This window comes from Acinetobacter sp. TR3, from assembly GCF_027105055.1.
In the GTDB taxonomy this organism is placed as follows: Bacteria; Pseudomonadota; Gammaproteobacteria; order Pseudomonadales; family Moraxellaceae; genus Acinetobacter.
In genome coordinates, this window is record NZ_CP114264.1 from 1287655 (window position 1) to 1305174 (window position 17520).

General features: G+C 39.8%; 16 protein-coding genes and 3 pseudogenes. 10 read left to right on the top strand and 9 right to left on the bottom strand.

From position 1 onward, the window contains the following. Positions 1-31: 31 nt before the first annotated feature. Positions 32-1306: a Glu/Leu/Phe/Val family dehydrogenase gene (locus O1449_RS05995; protein ID WP_269239443.1), complete on the top strand. Its 1275-nt coding sequence runs from the start codon at positions 32-34 to the stop codon at positions 1304-1306. 70 nt (positions 1307-1376) lie between these two features. Here O1449_RS05995 and O1449_RS06000 read toward each other — a convergent pair whose 3' ends face one another. Together O1449_RS06000 and O1449_RS06005 are read right to left on the bottom strand one after the other, a co-directional pair. Further along, a complete protein-coding gene (locus O1449_RS06000) occupies positions 1377-2204 on the bottom strand; it encodes an SDR family oxidoreductase (RefSeq protein ID WP_269239444.1) in 828 nt (275 codons plus the stop codon). A 37-nt stretch (positions 2205-2241) separates the two neighbouring features. Then, positions 2242-2958, bottom strand: coding sequence for an enoyl-CoA hydratase/isomerase family protein (locus tag O1449_RS06005; protein ID WP_269239445.1), 717 nt, complete (start codon positions 2956-2958; stop codon positions 2242-2244). A 118-nt stretch (positions 2959-3076) separates the two neighbouring features. On the opposite strand from O1449_RS06005, the gene O1449_RS06010 reads away from it, so the two are divergent. The 3 genes and pseudogenes from O1449_RS06010 to O1449_RS16330 form a co-directional block, all read left to right on the top strand. Further along, a complete protein-coding gene (locus tag O1449_RS06010; RefSeq protein ID WP_269239446.1) occupies positions 3077-4141 on the top strand; it encodes an AraC family transcriptional regulator in 1065 nt (354 codons plus the stop codon). Between the two features lie 214 nt (positions 4142-4355). Continuing rightward, positions 4356-4745 carry a hypothetical protein gene (locus O1449_RS06015; RefSeq protein ID WP_269239447.1) on the top strand — a complete coding sequence of 130 codons (390 nt, stop codon included), beginning with the start codon at positions 4356-4358 and terminating at the stop codon, positions 4743-4745. Positions 4746-4751: 6 nt separating this feature from the next. Further along, positions 4752-4836, top strand: a pseudogene (locus O1449_RS16330) (helix-turn-helix domain-containing protein); the annotation flags it as partial. On the opposite strand, the gene O1449_RS06020 reads toward O1449_RS16330, so the two are convergent. The 4 genes from O1449_RS06020 to O1449_RS06035 all read right to left on the bottom strand — a co-directional run bounded on the left by O1449_RS06020 (position 4833) and on the right by O1449_RS06035 (position 8881). Then, positions 4833-6245 carry an aminotransferase-like domain-containing protein gene (locus O1449_RS06020; RefSeq protein WP_269239448.1) on the bottom strand — a complete coding sequence of 471 codons (1413 nt, stop codon included), beginning with the start codon at positions 6243-6245 and terminating at the stop codon, positions 4833-4835. The pseudogene O1449_RS16330 and the gene O1449_RS06020 sit on opposite strands and share 4 nt — an antisense overlap. A 61-nt stretch (positions 6246-6306) precedes the next feature. Beyond that, positions 6307-6429, bottom strand: a complete 123-nt coding sequence (locus tag O1449_RS06025; RefSeq protein ID WP_269239449.1) for a hypothetical protein — start codon at positions 6427-6429, stop codon at positions 6307-6309. 9 nt (positions 6430-6438) lie between these two features. Further along, positions 6439-7443 (bottom strand): cytochrome d ubiquinol oxidase subunit II, encoded by a 1005-nt coding sequence (gene cydB / locus O1449_RS06030; RefSeq protein ID WP_269239450.1) that lies wholly within the window; start codon positions 7441-7443, stop codon positions 6439-6441. After that, the gene (locus O1449_RS06035; protein ID WP_269239451.1) at positions 7436-8881 is read right to left on the bottom strand and encodes a cytochrome ubiquinol oxidase subunit I; all 1446 of its coding nucleotides are present in this window, start codon (positions 8879-8881) and stop codon (positions 7436-7438) included. The genes cydB and O1449_RS06035 overlap by 8 nt, the downstream gene beginning before the upstream one ends. A gap of 360 nt (positions 8882-9241) precedes the next feature. On the opposite strand from O1449_RS06035, the pseudogene O1449_RS06040 reads away from it, so the two are divergent. Next, positions 9242-9745: pseudogene (locus tag O1449_RS06040) on the top strand (hypothetical protein); the annotation flags it as partial. A gap of 1 nt (position 9746) precedes the next feature. Here the strand turns inward: O1449_RS06040 and O1449_RS06045 are convergent. Then, positions 9747-10548, bottom strand: a protein-coding gene (locus O1449_RS06045) for an IS5 family transposase (protein WP_269238065.1) whose coding sequence is annotated in 2 segments (ribosomal slippage) — positions 9747-10283 and positions 10285-10548 — 801 coding nt in all. Because the reading frame shifts where the segments join, the coding sequence is not laid out codon by codon here. 122 nt (positions 10549-10670) lie between these two features. Here O1449_RS06045 and O1449_RS06050 point away from each other — a divergent pair. The 5 genes and pseudogenes from O1449_RS06050 to fdhD all read left to right on the top strand — a co-directional run bounded on the left by O1449_RS06050 (position 10671) and on the right by fdhD (position 15393). Further along, on the top strand, positions 10671-11366 hold the full coding sequence (locus O1449_RS06050; RefSeq protein WP_269238066.1) for an IS1 family transposase: 696 nt from the start codon (positions 10671-10673) through the stop codon (positions 11364-11366). 56 nt (positions 11367-11422) lie between these two features. After that, positions 11423-11749 (top strand): annotated as a pseudogene (locus tag O1449_RS06055) (hypothetical protein); the annotation flags it as partial. Positions 11750-11794: 45 nt separating this feature from the next. Further along, positions 11795-11977 (top strand): hypothetical protein, encoded by a 183-nt coding sequence (locus tag O1449_RS06060; RefSeq protein ID WP_269239452.1) that lies wholly within the window; start codon positions 11795-11797, stop codon positions 11975-11977. A gap of 171 nt (positions 11978-12148) precedes the next feature. Beyond that, positions 12149-14557, top strand: coding sequence for an FdhF/YdeP family oxidoreductase (locus tag O1449_RS06065; protein ID WP_269239453.1), 2409 nt, complete (start codon positions 12149-12151; stop codon positions 14555-14557). 47 nt (positions 14558-14604) lie between these two features. Continuing rightward, positions 14605-15393 carry a formate dehydrogenase accessory sulfurtransferase FdhD gene (gene fdhD / locus O1449_RS06070; RefSeq protein WP_269239454.1) on the top strand — a complete coding sequence of 263 codons (789 nt, stop codon included), beginning with the start codon at positions 14605-14607 and terminating at the stop codon, positions 15391-15393. A gap of 226 nt (positions 15394-15619) precedes the next feature. Here the strand turns inward: fdhD and O1449_RS06075 are convergent, their stop codons facing one another. After that, on the bottom strand, positions 15620-16015 hold the full coding sequence (locus O1449_RS06075; RefSeq protein ID WP_269228162.1) for an acyl-CoA thioesterase: 396 nt from the start codon (positions 16013-16015) through the stop codon (positions 15620-15622). 85 nt (positions 16016-16100) lie between these two features. Next, positions 16101-17501, bottom strand: coding sequence for an AdeC/AdeK/OprM family multidrug efflux complex outer membrane factor (adeC, locus tag O1449_RS06080; protein WP_269239455.1), 1401 nt, complete (start codon positions 17499-17501; stop codon positions 16101-16103). Positions 17502-17520: the final 19 nt, after the last annotated feature.

Consider the following 17520-nt stretch of genomic DNA (forward strand, 5'->3'; position numbering starts at 1 on the left):
GATTCAAACGAACTCATCAAAAGGATAAAACATGTCTAATTTATTATCTTATGTCTCTCAAAATGACGGTCCATGGGCAACTTATCTTAAACAGATTGAGCGTGTTGCTCCATATCTAGATGGTTTAGAAGACTATGTGGACACATTGAAGCGCCCAAAACGTGCTCTGATTGTCGATGTGCCAATTGTGATGGACGATGGCACAATTCGTCATTTTGAAGGTTATCGTGTACAACACAACTTGTCACGTGGTCCGGGTAAGGGCGGTATTCGCTATCACCCAGATGTAGATTTAAATGAAGTAATGGCACTTTCAGCATGGATGACCATTAAAACTGCGGTGGTGAATTTACCATTTGGCGGTGCAAAAGGTGGCATCCGTGTTGACCCGCGTCAACTTTCACCACGTGAATTAGAGCGTTTAACCCGTCGTTATACCAGTGAAATCAGCCATATCATTGGCCCACAAAAAGATATCCCTGCTCCAGACGTGGGTACTAATCCAAACGTGATGGGTTGGATCATGGATACTTATTCATCTGGTCAAGGTCATACAGTGACTGGTGTGGTAACGGGTAAACCGGTACATCTTGGTGGTTCTCTTGGCCGGATTAAAGCGACAGGTCGTGGAGTTTTCATCACAGGTCAACAAGTTGCTGAAAAAATCAAATTACCATTAGACGGCGCAAAAATCGCAGTTCAAGGGTTTGGTAACGTAGGTAGCGAAGCTGCATATTTGTTTGCTGATTCGAAATCGATCATTGTGACGATTCAAGATCACACTGGTACGATTTTCAATCCAGAAGGAATCGATCTTGCTGCATTAAAAACGCACATGGAAACTCATCAAGGTGTGGGTGGCTTTGAGGGCGCTCAAGCGATTAGTGATGAAGAGTTCTGGAATGTAGAGATGGATATTTTGATTCCTGCTGCATTGGAAAGTCAAATCACAGTTGAACGTGCGCAAAAGTTAACTGCGAAGTTAGTACTTGAAGGTGCGAACGGTCCAACATTCCCAGAAGCAGACGATGTATTGGTTCAACGTGGTATTACGGTTGTGCCTGACGTCATCTGTAACGCTGGCGGTGTAACCGTATCTTACTTTGAATGGGTTCAAGATATGTCGAGCTACTTCTGGTCTGAGGAAGAAATTAACGAAAGACTGGATAAGTTGATGATTCAAGCTATCAATGATGTATGGCATAAATCAAGCGAGAAAGAATGTACTTTACGTACAGCAGCCTTCATTTTAGGTTGTGAGCGTATTTTAAAAGCGCGTAAAGAGCGTGGTATTTTCCCTGGTTAATTTTATTTTTTAGCTTAACATTTAAAATGACCTTAAGACTGATGTTTTAAGGTCATTTTTTATGGTTGAATCAATCCAAAAAGAAATCTTTCTGTAGATTGGTATTTCCAGCGACACATGCATATTGAGAAAAGTCAGTGATGCCGACTCTTACTAGAGCTTGTTCATCGGTTAGGTTCTGTCCTGTCAGTTCACCTTTCGCCGTACTATAAATCGCATAAGCTGCATCAGCCATGATTTCAGGTTTACGACTCACATGTAAGGTATTTTCTTCGCCTAGATTCTTAGACACGGCTGCGGTTGCGATATAAGTTTCAGGCCACAAGGTATTACAAGAAATACCATATTGGCGAAATTCTTCTGCCATGCCCAAAGTCAAAATCGTCATACCATATTTAGATAAAGCATAAGGTGAAAGCATCCCGAGCCATTTCGGTGACATGTTTACAGGTGGTGATAAACTCAAAATATGTGGATTTTCAGATTGCTTTAAAAAGGGCAATGCAGCTTGGGCACAAATAAAGGTCGCACGGTGGTTAATGCTTTGGATCAAGTCATATTGTTTTAACGATGTGGATTCCACCCCCATCAATGCGATTGCACCTGCGTTATTAATCAGCACATCAATTCCACCAAATGCTTTGGCAGCTTGCTGAATAGCTGTATGGATTTGTTGTTCATCTCTAACATCAAGTAGTAGAGGCAATGCTTTGCCACCAGCAGCTTCAATTTCTTCGGCGACGCTATAAATCGTACCTGTTAATTTAGTGGTCTCGACTTCGGTTTTTGCTGCAATCACGACATTAGCACCTGCCTGAGCTGCTTTTAAAGCAATCGCTCTGCCAATACCTCGACTGCCGCCAGTGATAAAAACAGTTCTTCCTTGCATATTATTCATTGAGATATCCTAGATTTGAGTTGTTGTAAAAGGTGAACTAGATCATGAAAGGGTGTGCAAATTTTTCAGGATCATAGAGTTGGCGTTGCTTGGCAATCTCTACAATTCGATGGCGGAGCTGACGTTTGATCACGGCATAGGTCATACGGTGCTTTTGTGCCATATCTTCTGCAAATTTAAACACTTCAAAGTTTAATGTTTCGATTGGTTCAATTTGGTGAACGAGTTGGGATTGTAGACATTCAGTGCCTGTCATGGTTTTGCCTGTCAAAGACATTTCCCAAATTGCATGTTGATTGGGAAGTAGTTGTACAATTTCAGCAATGCTATCTGTAAAAGGAATGCCTAGATGGACTTCTGGAAAGCAAAAACGTCCTCGATCCGATCGCATAAATCGGAAGTCACAAGCAGATGCGAGAATTGCACCGCCTGCATAAGCATTACCACCGATTTCAACAACTACAGGTAAGTTGAGTAATGCTAAATGGAGCAACATATTTTCAAGTTGCAGGGTAAAGGCTTTTTTATCTTCCAACGATTGTTGCATTAACCAAGCAAGGTCTAAGCCATTACAAAAGGTTTTAGGATGATCACTTCGAATAATTAAACAGGCATTATTTTTATCACTTTCAATTTCATCAAAAATAGCAAAATATTCTTCTAATACCGCTTTATTTAAAGCATTTTCCTGATTGCCATTGGTTAAATTCAGCACATAGGTCGATTGCTGTTTATCGAGTGTCATGGTTGCCATTTCAGCAATTCCTCATTGTTTTAGTCATCAATCTTGAGGTTATTATTTCGAAGAAAATACTCGCTCAATAGGGGAGACTATGCCATATTAATGATCATTTTAGGACATAGGATGTGTCATGCGAGATCCTTTTGGATTGTTTCAAGAAACCATTTCTGTTTCTTATGCTCATGTATTATTAGAAATTGTCTATGAATATGGTATTGATGCACACGTCGTTTTGCATGGAACGGATTTGATCTTGACCGACATGAAACAAGCCGATGCCAAGATGAGTGCACATCAATGGTCAAAATTGGTGGTGAATGCCTTACGACTGACGAGGAATCCGCGTCTTGGGATTGAATATGGGTTTAGGTTACGTCCAACTTCGCATGGGGCTTTAGGTTTTGCATTTCTGAGTTGTGCGGATGTTGAAACGGCGTTAAGTCTTTGTCAGCAGTATTTTTGTACCCGAATCCAAAATTTTACCCCTGAATGGCATATTGATGAAACGTTTATCTATGTTTATCTAGATGATGTTCACCCAGTGAAATTAGGTGATGCAGAACAATCTGATCAGTTAAGGCATTTTCTGATCGAAAGTTTATTGTTTGGAGCGATTCATTTTCTCACGTTGTTTTCTGACAAAATTGCAGAAAGTTGTGAGGTGTTTGTGGATTGGGCAGATGCTCAGAATTATGACAAAATTGATTTATCCCAGATAAAGATTCATTTTAATCAACCACGTAATGGTTTTCGATTTTCTAAAAAATATTTACATTGTAAGAATTCGAATGCAGATCAAGTCGCGTTCCAGCAGGCTATTTTGTATTGTGAAAATGACAAGCTTAAACTCGTAAAAGAAAGTACTCGGGACTTACAAAAAAGTATTCGCTCTGAGTTGTTGTATCATTCCAGTCATGGTTATCCCTCACTTCGATTGATTGCGCAACGTTTAAATATGTCAGAACGAACGATTAAGCGGCATTTGCAAGCACAGGGCACTACATTTTTGCAAATCTTGGCTGAGGTTCGTTTTAATCAAGCGAAGAAATTACTGCAACAACAGCAATATAGTATTCAGGATATTGCTGGCTTGGTGGGGTATGAAGAAGCCACCAATTTTATTCGTGCCTTTAAAAAGATGTTTGGGGAAACACCAAGTCAATATCGGAAAAGCTATTTGAGCACAATGAATTGATGTTATTTTTGCCTCGTTGGGCCAAATGGTCAGCCATTAGGAAATGGTGAGTGGTCGTAACAAGAATGAAAAATTATCGAATTTCAACATCATGTAAATGGACATTTTTTAAGGATAAAAATGAGTATGAGTTACCTCATTATCATGGCTTAGATGGTGATATTTTAACTTATCTAACTGAATATGATAGAAAAATTGGAAAAAGGTTAATGAAATGACAATTGATAGAACAGAATTATATTGGTCTTCACTATGTAAGTTGATATCTAAATTGATTTGTTGGGTCCATATAGTTCGGAGGCAAGATTTTCAGGATGAGGACGATCGATGGGGACAACTTTTAACAATTTCTATAGAAGGCTATTTGGAAGGACCTGCTGGTTTTGTTTCTTTTAAAGATATAGATGCAGTAGAGATTTCAATATATCGTCTTAAGGGAGGAATGGCAAATCGACCATTGCAGATGATTGATATGAAAACTGAAATCTTAGAAGCTTTACAAGAGACTCAGCTCTGTTGGGAAATACGGGAAAGTACTTGGTCTGTTGATAGGCTTTTCGAAGAGGAGCCTGTAACAGTGATTGCTATTTTAAATCCATTCTGAATAGTTACCAATTTTATTCGTGCCTTTAAAAAAGATGTTTGGGGAAACACCAAGTCAGTATCGCAAGAATAATCTATCCAAACTGAATTAATTTGGTATTTGACGTTGAATCGTCGTGATGAATAACTCTAACGAATGCTGAATCTGTTCTGTCCATTCAAAAGAACAATTCATACGAATAAAATGTTGGTGTGAGGGCAACACATTAAATAAGGGGCTTGGCGCAACACCAATGTGATGCTGAATCAATTGCTCATAGATTTGCATACTGCTGACTTTGTCTGGCAGTTGAATCCATAGAAAATAACCGCTTGGATAGTTATACACCTTACAGTCTTGCGGCAAATGTTGTTTGAGATATTGAAAGAATTGCTTTTTATTCTTTTCTAAGGCACGTCGCAGAGTTCTTAAATGCTTTTCATAATGATGGTGAGAGAGGAATTCCACCAGTGCATTTTGGATCAAGGCGTTGGCAGAAATAGTACTCATCAATTGTAAATGTTGAATATGTTCAGAGAATTTACCTGCATAGACCCAGCCCATACGGAAACTTGAACCTAAGGTTTTAGAAAAAGAAGAGCAGTGTAATACCAGATTTTGCTGGTCAAAATACTTCATTGGCAATGGTTTTTGGCTGCCATAAAACATTTCTTCATAAACATCATCTTCGATTAAATGAATTTGATGTTCATGCAACAATTTAGCGATTTTATATTTGATGTCATCGCTGACAGTAAAGCCAATTGGATTATGCGCATTCAGCATAAACCAGCAAACTTTGATTGGATAATTTTTGATGACTTGTTCAAAAGCCTCGATATCAAAGCCATGCTGTGGATGTTCTGGGATGGTGATGACTTTTAAACCTAAACGTTCAGCAGCCTGCCAAGCGCCATAAAAAATTGTTTGTTGTAATAAAATATAATCACCAGGTTGCGTAATGGCTTGCAGTGAAAGATTTAATGCTTCTAGTCCTCCTGATGTAATGACAATGTCATCCGCATCGGTTGGGATGCCTTGCATACAATAACGCTGCGCAATCAGTTTTCTTAACGCTAAATTGCCGGGAGGTAAATTTGAAGTTTGGTCATAACTATGTCGATTGCGGGAAAGTTGCCCCATGATTTGAATCAACTTTGGGGGATACAACAACTGACTGTCTGGAAAGGCAGAACCTAATGGGCTGACATTGGAAGATTGAATCGACTTGAGATATTTAAAAACGAGTGAGTTAATTTCAATTTTCGGATTTAAAGACACCACTGAATAGGCTTGTGGAATCTGAATATGATTTTGCTCAGCCACAAAATAGCCTGACTTTTCTTTTGAATAAATCAGCCCTTGTGCTTCCAGTTCTTGGTAAGCATTCATCACGGTAATAAGACTGAAACCTGATCGTTGTACTTGCTCACGTAAAGAGGGTAACTTGGTGTGTGGCTGCCAAGAACCATTTTCAATAAGCAGTTTCAAGTTATGTGCTAATTGTTCTGATTTATACATAAAATAAAGTAAATCCGTGTTGATGGAATAGCCCTCATCTAAAAGCTATTCCACCCATTTTTTAATAAGCAAACATCAAGAGTAATCTAAATAGACCTGCAATGATGGTGAGTGCAAAAAATCCGACTAACCATAAGATTATAAACCATTGGGTTGGATTTAAATGCAGCGATTTTATTTTCATACAAAGCTCCTAGTGATAGCCTGCATCACCAATACGAACTTTATCCCGAAATACCCAGTACGACAGGATGGTATAGGCAATAATCACAGGAATTAAAATCACAGCACCGATTAAGGCAAATTTTTGACTTGAGTAGGGTGCTGCTGCTTCCCAAATCGTGACCGATGGCGGAATGATATTCGGCCAAAGGCTGATCACAAAACCTGTAAAGGCTAAAAATACTAAAGCTAAAGTATAGATAAAGGGTTTGAAATCTTGGCGTTGTTTACATGCCTTTAAAATAAGGAATGTAAATAATAAGACCAAGATGGGTACAGGACTAAAATAAAGCAGATTTGGCAAAGCAAACCAACGTGTTGCAATTTCAGGATGGGTAAGCGGCGTGTATAAACTGACACCCGCAAAGACCACAAATAAAACAATCATCAATTTAGGCATCAAATGATACATTTTGTCTTGTAGCTCATGATCTGTTTTCATGATCAACCAACCACAGCCCAAAGCAGCATACATGGCAACCACACCCAGTCCGGTAAATAAGGCGAAAGGTGTGAACCAATCCAAACCTGAACCTGAGAAAATACCATGAGTGGTTTGGATACCCTGAATATAAGCACCTAAAATTACCCCCTGTAGGAAACTAGATAGAATTGAACCCCAGATAAAGGCTTGATCCCACAGGTATTTGGTACGATTGGCTTTAAAGCGAAATTCAAAAGCAACTCCACGGAAAATCAATGCAGTTACCATTAGGATAATCGGCATATATAACGCAGACAGTACGGTTGAATAAACTAAAGGAAAGGCTGCAAATAACCCTGCGCCGCCCAGTACCATCCAAGTTTCATTGCCATCCCACACAGGTGCGACAGTATTCATCATCACATCACGTTCTTCGCTGCTTTTAATGAAGGGGAATAGAATCCCAATCCCGAGATCAAAACCATCCAAAATGACATAGATCAGGACACCAAGGCCGATAATGCCGACCCAAATCAGAGATAAATCAATCATGGTGTTTCTCCTTGTTTGAGTCTTGTTGATCAATGCTTTCATCGACTGCACTTAAAGGACGCATTGGGGTTTTGAAATGCCCATGACCTGCGGGTTCAAGATCAATCGCTTCAATAAATTCAGGACCTTTTTTCAGTAGTTTCAGCATGTAGTAAATACCGCTACCAAACACGATGGCATAGACCACCACGAAAATGATCAGACTGATACCAACTTGATCGGCAGTCACCGTATGCGACAAACCATCTTTGGTATGCATCACCCCATAAATTACCCAAGGTTGACGGCCAACTTCGGTGGTGACCCATCCCGCCAGTAAGGCGATATAGCCTGTAGGTCCCATGATAAAAGCGAATTTATGAAACCAAGATGAACCATAAAGCTTGCCTTTTTTACGCAACCATAAGGCAACGAAAGAGAGCAGCACCATTAACATGCCAAGCCCAACCATGACACGGAAACTCCAAAACACAATGCTAGCATTTGGGCGGTCTTCAGGGGCAAAGTCTTTTAAACCTATGACTTTACCATTCAGTGAATGAGTCAGAATCAAACTGCCAAGATGAGGAATTCCGACTTCATAGAGATTTTCTTCTTTATCCATGTTCGGAATGGCGAACAGCAGGAGTGGCATACCTTCATCGTGATTGGTTTCCCAGTGACCTTCGATCGCTGCTAATTTTGCAGGTTGATGTTTTAAGGTATTTAAACCGTGATGATCACCAATCACCACTTGTAAACATGAAGTGGCGAGTACCATCCAAAGCCCCATTGAAAAGGATTTTTTGATCAGTTCATCACGGCGACCTTTGATCAAATGCCATGCCGCAGTACCCACCACCAATAAGGATGAGACTAAAAATGCGGCAACCGCCATATGCGCAAAGCGATAAGGGAAGGAGGGATTAAATACGATCGCCCACCAATCGGTTGGAATGATAATGCCATTTTCTATGCTAAAGCCTTGAGGTGTCTGCATCCAACTGTTCGAAGATAGAATCCAGAACATGGAAATACAGGTGCCGATTGCAACCATGAGGGTAGCAAAAAAATGCGCTTTGGGGCTGACCCGTCCCCAACCAAAGAGCATGATGCCGAGGAAACCCGCTTCTAAAAAGAATGCACTTAAAACTTCATAGGTGAGTAATGGGCCTGTAACACTTCCTGCAACGCGGGAAAATTCGCTCCAGTTCGTGCCAAACTGGTAACTCATCACCACGCCAGACACGACACCCATTCCAAAGGCAACCGCAAAGATCTTGATCCAGAATTTGAACAGATCTTTATAAATGGGATTTTGAGAACGCAGCCATTTCCATTCTAGCAGAGCGAGGAAACAGGCTAAGCCGATTGAGGTGGCAGGAAAGATAATGTGAAATGAAACAGTAAATGCAAACTGTATTCGAGCTAATTCTAAAGCAGTGAGACCAAGATCCATATATCCTCTCCTATAACAGACGAGCAAAAGCAGTCGCTAGGAAAATGTGAAAGAATGGACTTAAATATTTGAAAATAAAAAGAGTGGCATGGATTGCTCAATCCTTATTTAAAATCTATTTAAGTTTTATTTATCATCCAATCTTCTGTTGTATATAAATAGGTACAATTTCTTCTTGTTTTTTTATAACAGATGAATGGGAATGAAATGATCTGTTATATTTTTTTAACTAAACTCTGTAGCTATGCAGTTCTATATGCTTCATCCAAAATGACAACATGAACTCAGCAGCCTATGCAATCTCAATAAGGCTGGTAGATTGTTCGAAACATAATGATTTTGACTGGATGGCATATGACAATGTTTGTGACCAAAGAACTTAATGCGATGACGCATCTGTTTCAAGACAGAGAGCCATCGCAATCGGTACAAGAACAACTACGTCTTGAGTATGTCAATCTAGAAGCGACTTTATTAAGAGGCAAGGTTTTAAGAGATTTTTCCAAAGATCGTGTTGCTTATATTGCACAGTCTTCGATTGGTGAAAATGATAATAATCTGGGGTATTTATTTGCGCCATTTATTATTGCCAATTTGAATCAGTCAGTGATTTATACAACGCCTGTCGTGTCATCAGTATTAGCAATTCTGAATTCCTATTTTCAGGCAGAAAAAAGTGTCAATCTCAAAATTGAACAAGTGCTGCATAGCCTAAAGCTATATATTGATCTGGTTGATTCCCAAAAGACTGAAGAGGATTTTCTGTTTCGTTGTCTAGTCAAGGCTTTGTGCCGAACTGATATCTTTCATATCTTTTTGGTCACAGATTTACCGATTGATCTGACACAGGTAAAGATCTTAGAACCTATCCAGAATATTTTCTATGCAAAAGTAGCCTTAAAAAGGCTAAATTAATGAACTGAAGGCTCGTATTTAGGTGCTTTTCACAGTTTTTCCAAAGCCTTCTACATTTTTCTAACCAAGCAAATGATCTTTCCACAACCCAGCGTTGTGGTATGACTGCAAATTTATGTAATTCACTTCGTTTAGCAACTTCAACTCGCGCTCTGATTAAATCATTAACAGCCAAAGAAAAGGGTTCGCCTGTATAACCACCATCAACAAGTACAACCTCTACATTTTGTAAGGTGTCTCTATGTAAAGTTATGGCATCTAATGCACCTTGACGATCTGTTTTATCTGCTGTCGTAATAAATATTCCATGAGGCAGACCTTGAGTATCAACAATGATATGTCTTTTAATCCCTGAAACTCTTTTACCAGCGTCATAGCCTTTATTACGTGCGGTATCTGTGTTTTTTACACTTTGTGAATCAATGATGATAAAGCTCGTTTGTTCTTTCCGTCCATTGTTGATACGGGCCTCGCCAACCACATTTTTTTAAAGCTTGCTCAAGTATGCTAGGTTCAGTTTCTGATGGTTTTCTATTCCAAATTGAGAAGTAATAATGCACAGTGCTTTTAGGTGGAAAGTCTCGAGGAAGCATACTCCATTGACATCCACTTTTTAGAATATAGAGCAAGGCGCAAAACACTTCATAGACATCAACGACTCTTGGACGTGTTTGTTTTCTTCCGCTCAATAGTAACGGTTTAATTTCTTTAAAGGCTTCTCGACTAATGTCGCTGGGATATGGTTTTCTCATGGGGGAGAATTTAACAAATTATTTTTCCAATTGCCAAAAAAGAATGAAATTAGGTGGTGTTCTAAAAAGTATGCTCATAAGAAAAGGAGGCAACGAGGAACAATTCAGCTATATTTAAATGTGTGAAAATCGAAATAGAACTTCATTGTCCTCGATGCCAGAGTACAAGTATAAAGAAGAATGGCATTAAACACGATGGTAAGCAAAACTATCGTTGTAAAGAATGTAATAGGCAGTTTGTGGGTGACCATAATTTGACGTATTTAGGCTGTCATTCAAAAGCGGTCAAATTGATTTTGCTTATGCTTGTGCGATGTTGTGGCATTCGGGATATTGCAAAGATTACGAGGTTTAGTATTGGCAAGATACTTAAAACGCTTACACAATCAAATCATGAAGTAATTCCTCAAAGAACTCATTATAAATGCTTGGAAGTTGATGAATTTTGGACATTTGTAGGCAACAAGAAAGATAAGCATTGGCTACAGTACGTCTATGATAGAAGTAGCGGAGAAATAGTGGCTTTTGTATGGGGAGGAAGAGATGCTCATACAGCACAAAGGCTAAAAAACCGTTTAGAAGAACTGGGTATTACTTATGATTGTATATCGAGTGATCATTGGGAAAGTTTCATCAAAATTTTTAAGCCGGACCAAGAAGGGAAATATTATACAGTCGGGATAGAAGGAAACAACTGCCAATTAAGACACCGCATAAGGCGAGCAGTAAGAAGAACATGCTGTTTTTCGAAGAAGGTATTGAATCATGTAAAAGCTTTTAATCTTGGATTCTTTTACATTAACCACAGTTTTGTATAGTGATGTTAAAATGATCAGCATACATTTTGAAACACCACCTGAAATTAATATTGGATAGGTTCTTAGAAGATTATTTTGAAATTAAAATTGATGTGATTCATGCCGATACAGCACCGCAAATGGTTCCTGATGAATTGTTGAATACTAGAAAATTGTTATTTAAAAACAAAGATGAATTACATAAAACGATCTGTACTTTGTTTTCGAATCTCAATGCCAAACTTATTGCACAAATTGGTCAATTTAGCCAAGCGCAAGCTGCGCATCTAATTGAAGATATGTTTTATTCAGAACATATTTTTGAGAAGTTATCGGTCTATGCCGAATACATGCAAACTCGCCTTCAAAATGGCGCGAGCTATAAGGTTTTGTCCACCATATAGAGATGAATGTATTGAGTTTTCATATTTAAAATAGGAGGAGACAGTATGTCTCAACAGCACTCAAAATTTCCGTATCTTGCCGTTGGAATTAGTATTTTATTAGGCTGCTTATTTTTAGGTTTCTTCTTCCTTGCTGTATCTCATCAGCCTGATTATATGCCATCACAACAGAAGCAAAATACAACTCAAATACCACAATCCATTCAGCCTAATCAGTCGTCTGAATAGTTAATTTAAGCATTAGGTTTTAGCTCTCTTACTGGCCATTTGAGCAATTGCCAGTAAGTTTTTTAATTTTAATCATTAGAATTAGACAAATCAAAAATAGAAAAGAATAAAAATTCATGTTAATTGTATCTTAGATTGAAACCAAAATAGCGCAATGATGTAGGCGATTAAATGGATAATTCAGAGCAAAGCAAATTTAAACAAGAAAATATAGGTTATGCCAGAATCGAGCCTTATACCCAACCCGCAGGAGGGTGGGGAGCATTACTGAGTGTTGCACGAAATCTCAAGCGCCAAGATATCTTAAAAAAAGGTTCAATTACTTTACTCAATATTAATCAACCGACAGGTTTTGACTGCCCAGGCTGTGCATGGCCTGAGAAAAAAGATACACATGCCTTTAACTTTTGTGAAAATGGTGCCAAAGCGGTGGCATTTGAAGCAACCAGTAAAACCGTAACACCTGAATTTTTTGCACAACATACGGTGAGTTTGTTGTCGGAACAGAGCGATTTTTATTTAGAAGATTTAGGGCGTTTAACTGACCCGATGCGTTATGACCCTGTGTCAGATAAATATGTCCCGATTTCTTGGGATGACGCTTTTCAGTTGATTGCTAAACATTTACAAGCACTCGATCATCCAGATCAAGCGGCATTTTATACCTCAGGTCGTGCCAGTAATGAGGCGGCGTTTCTCTACCAACTTTTTGTCCGAAGTTTTGGAACCAATAATTTCCCAGATTGTTCCAATATGTGCCATGAAACCACGAGTGTTGGTTTAAAAGATGCGATTGGTTTGGGCAAAGGAACCGTTATTTTAGAGGATTTTGATCAAGCGGATGCCATCTTCAGCTTTGGACATAATCCGGGGACCAATCATCCACGTATGTTGGCGACGCTCAGAGAAGTCTCTCGACGAGGAGGCAATATTGTTGCGATAAATCCAATTAAAGAACGTGGCTTAGAGCGTTTCCAAGACCCACAAGCAGCATTGGAGATGATGACTAATAGTAGTACGCCAATTAGTCGTTATTACTTCCAGCCTAAAATTGGCGGGGATTATGCGTTACTTTTTGGGGTACTAAAGCATTTATCAGAATGGGATAAAAAGGCACTTGCGAAAGGGAAACCAAGCGTTTTTGATCGTAGCTTCATTGAAATGAATACGATTGGCTTCGAGGAGATGTTATCTGAAATTGATCGAACAGATTGGGCGGAAATTCATCAATATACGGGGCTGTCAGCAGAACATTTAGAATCAATTGCACAAATGTTCCTTGATGCCAAAAAGGCAATTTTCTGTTGGGGCATGGGCATTACCCAACATCGTCATGGGACTGCCAATATTCATATGTTGGCTAACTTGATGCTATCACGCGGGCATATTGGTCGTCCGGGTGCAGGTCTATGTCCAGTACGTGGTCATAGTAATGTACAAGGCGACCGAACTATGGGTATTAATGAACACCCAAGTGATAAACTACTAGATAGTATTGATCGGGTATTTGGGATTAAATCGCCACGTAAACATGGATTTGGTGTGGTCGATACCATTAAAGCCATGTATGAACGAGAGGTAAAAGTTTTTATTGGTCTAGGAGGGAATTTTGCAGTCGCAACGCCTGATACTGCATATACCCAAGAAGGGTTACGCCGTTGTGATTTAACGGTACATATCACCACGAAATTGAATCGTAGCCATTTGGTCTGTGGTCAAGATGCTTTGATGCTACCTTGTTTGGGGCGCACTGAAGTTGATATGCAGATGCATGGTGCGCAAGCGATTTCAGTTGAAGATTCGATGAGTAATGTTCATCTTTCAGCAGGGCGTAATCCACCCATTTCAGACAATATTTTGTCCGAACCTGATATTGTCGCTCGTATGGCAGCAGCAGCTTTGCCAGACAGTAATGTGAAATGGCGTTGGTATATCGAAAACTATGATCGTATCCGTGACTCGATTGCTGATGTCTTTGATGAATTTCATGATTTTAATCAACGTGTTTATCAATCAGGTGGTTTCCATCTAGAGCATCCAGCCAATCAACATGTGTGGAATACGCCAAGTGGCAAAGCTCAGTTTTTGATTACACCGTTGGCAGAGGTCTACCAAGATAAAGAAAATCAATACGCAGCAGCATATACTGAGCAGCAGGTGTATACCTTGATGACTACACGCTCGCATGACCAATACAACACCACTTTATATGGTTTGGATGATCGCTACCGTGGTGTATTCGGGCAACGCCGTGTCCTGTTTATGAACCAAGCAGATATTGATGAGGCAGGGTTTGAAGCGGATCAATGGGTTGATATTGAGAGTGTGTTCTCGGATGGAGTTAAACGGGTTGTACACAGTTTCCGTATTGTCCCTTATAACATTCCGAAAGGCAGTTTGGCAGCTTATTATCCTGAAACCAATCCATTAGTTGCCTTAGGTAGTCATGACAAATATGCCAAAATCCCAGCATCAAAAAGTGTTCCTGTGATTCTGCATGCAGGGCAAGCACCTGAACATTTTAATCTTGCAGTTGCAGTCGATCCTGAACATGCCAATGAAAGGGTGAGTCGTACATAGCCTCTCGAAATTCAAAGTTCGATTAGGCAATGTGAATGAGGTAAAGTGTGGATACAAAAATTCGTGGCTATGAAACGGTGCAAGTGCATCGTTTCCATCGGGATATTTCAGAAAATGAGATGGACTATATTGTGCAGGAATATCCTGTTGCACTGATTTATAATGGGATTTCACATGCAGTGATGATGGCAACGCCTTCAGACCTTGAAGTATTTGCCAAAGGCTTTAGTCTGTCTGAAGGGATTTTACATAGTCTAAGTGAGCTATATTCACTTGAGATTCGTCACAATACATTAGGGGTTGAAGTCGATATGACGATTTCCTCTCGTGCATTTATGGCGCTCAAAGAGCATCGCCGTATGATGGTCGGGCGTACAGGTTGTGGCTTATGTGGTGTGGAAAGCCTAAAACAACTCTATGCGAATTTACCTGTCGTAAATACAAGCGTCTCTTCGATCTGGCTAAATCAAATTCCGAATGCGATTGCCCAACTCAAAGTCAGACAAAGAATTAGTGAACTCACTGGTGGCGCACATGCTGCGGCTTGGGTGGTGAAAGGTCAGATCGTGGCGTTATTTGAAGATGTTGGTCGGCACAATGCTTTGGATAAATTAATCGGTTACTTGGCTGAACAGAAAATGAATGTTGCAGAAGGTTTTGTGGTGATGACCAGTCGTGCCAGTTATGAGCTGATTCGCAAATGCGCACAATACAATATTGGACTATTGGCGACAATTTCTGCACCGACCAGTATGGCGATTGAGATGGCAAAACACTTAAATCTAACCTTGGCCAGTTTTTGCCGTGGTGATAGCTTTGTTTTATACACGCAATAATAGTAATAATTTATGATTTGGTTATTTGCACGCCATTACCAAAGACATGCTCGAAAATATATTCCTCAGCAAAGAAAATAAAAAGATAGATCAATAGCTTGATTTTAGTATCGTCGTTTTAGGTCATTTATGCTTTGGCTAACCTCTAATTCTCTCGAAAATTTGACTGAGTAAATCTAAGCAACTGCAAATAAAGACTTCATTTGCGGTTGCTAGAATATTGAGCTTATTGTGCAACCAAGTACTGCTGTAACTGTACGCGGAATTGATCTGGGATACGGCCTGATTTTTGTGTGCTGAAATCAAAATACACTTGAACCGCTTTGCCACGTGCAACGCAATGCTCATTTTGCCAAGCTTCATGTGCCACAATAAAAGAAGAATTGCCAATATGCTCAATCCATGTTTTGATTTCGATATCAGCGCCGTAATAGATTTGGGCAACAAAATCGACTTCCACTCGAGCCAGAATCAAAGGCAGATTTTTGATTTCCATACTTGGGTTAAATAGGCGAAAAACAGGTTCACGTGCTGTTTCAAACCAGCCAGTGATCACCGTATTGTTGATATGTCCAAAAGCATCGGTTTCATAGAATCTTGGTGTAATCGAAAGTGTAAACATGGATTCACTGTTATTTTCTGATTTAAACCTAAACACTATAAGGGCTGAGTCTGTAAAAATCAGCCCAAATAGTCGACTTAAGCGTTTACGAGGCTCGAGATAAACCACCACCGAGCGCTTTATACAATTCGATCTGATTATTTAACTTGCTTTGTTCTAGCATCAGTAAACCTTGCTGTGCCGCATAAGCAGAACGTTGTGCATCCAATACGGTCAGATAACTATCAATACCCGCTCTAAATCGAGCCGTGGATAATTTATAAGTGGTCTCAGTGGCAGAGACTAAACGACGTTGTGCTGCTAAACGCTCATCAATATGTGCATGTGCAGCAAGGGCATCGTTGACTTCACGAAAAGCGGATTGGATGGCTTTCTCATAATTAGAGAGTGCTATGTTCTGATCTATTTTTGAAATTTTAATATTGGCTTTACGTGTACCCCAATCGAAAATGGGGAGGTCGATACTTGGTCCAATTGACCAAGAGAAGCCACCAGATTTGAATAAATCTTTGAGATCTGCCGATGCATATCCTGCTGAACCTGTCAGGCTAATGGTAGGGAACATCCGTGCTTTGGCTGCACCAACATTTGCGCCAGCAGCCTGCAACTGATATTCAGCACCTTTTAAGTCTGGACGGTTATTCAGTAAATCGCTGCTTAATCCAGTTGCAAAGATTTTTTCTTGGGTAATATTCAAGATTGCGTGGTCAGGCAGTAAACTCTTAGGAATCGTTTGCCCCGCCAATAGATCCAGTAAGTTATGTGCTTGTGCCACTTGAGTTTTATAGGCGGCAACATCATTTCGGGCAGTTTCAACCGATATCTGTGCTTGACGCAGCGGAACTTCGCTATCAATTCCAACATCAAAACGTTTTTTATTCAGGTTGTAGAAATCGAGCTGTGCTTTTAAGGTCTGCTCAGCTAGATTTAAATTGGCTTTTGCATAGGCATAATCCAACCATGCTTGCGAAACTTGGCTGACTAAACTGATCTGCATGGCTTCTTGTGCGCTTTGCGTGGCAAAGTAATTATTCAACGCCACATCTTTTAAGCTTTTGACACGTCCCCAAAAATCCAGTTCATAAGCCGTCATTCCTAGACCGACTTGAAAAGTTGAATAAGGATTGTTTGGGTTCGCAGATGGATTCACCTGTCGAACAGCACTGCCATTTGCTCCAATAGTCGGTAACTGATCATTTTTGCTGATTTGATATTGTTGCTGTGCACGTTGGATATTCAGTGTTGCAGTGCGTAAATCACGGTTGCTATTTAAGCTGATTTCAATCACTTGCAATAAACGTGCGTTGGTAAAGAATTGTTGATAACCCTGATTGGCAATCGAAGTCCCAACTCTGGTTTGAGAAAAATTTTGTGGAATATCGGATTTAATCATAGGTTTTGGTGCCTGCATATTCATACACGCTGTCAAGGCAATTGAAAGCGTAGAGACAAGCAGGCCACGAGATAAGACAGCCGTTTTAGACATGGTCTTCTCCAAATAAGAT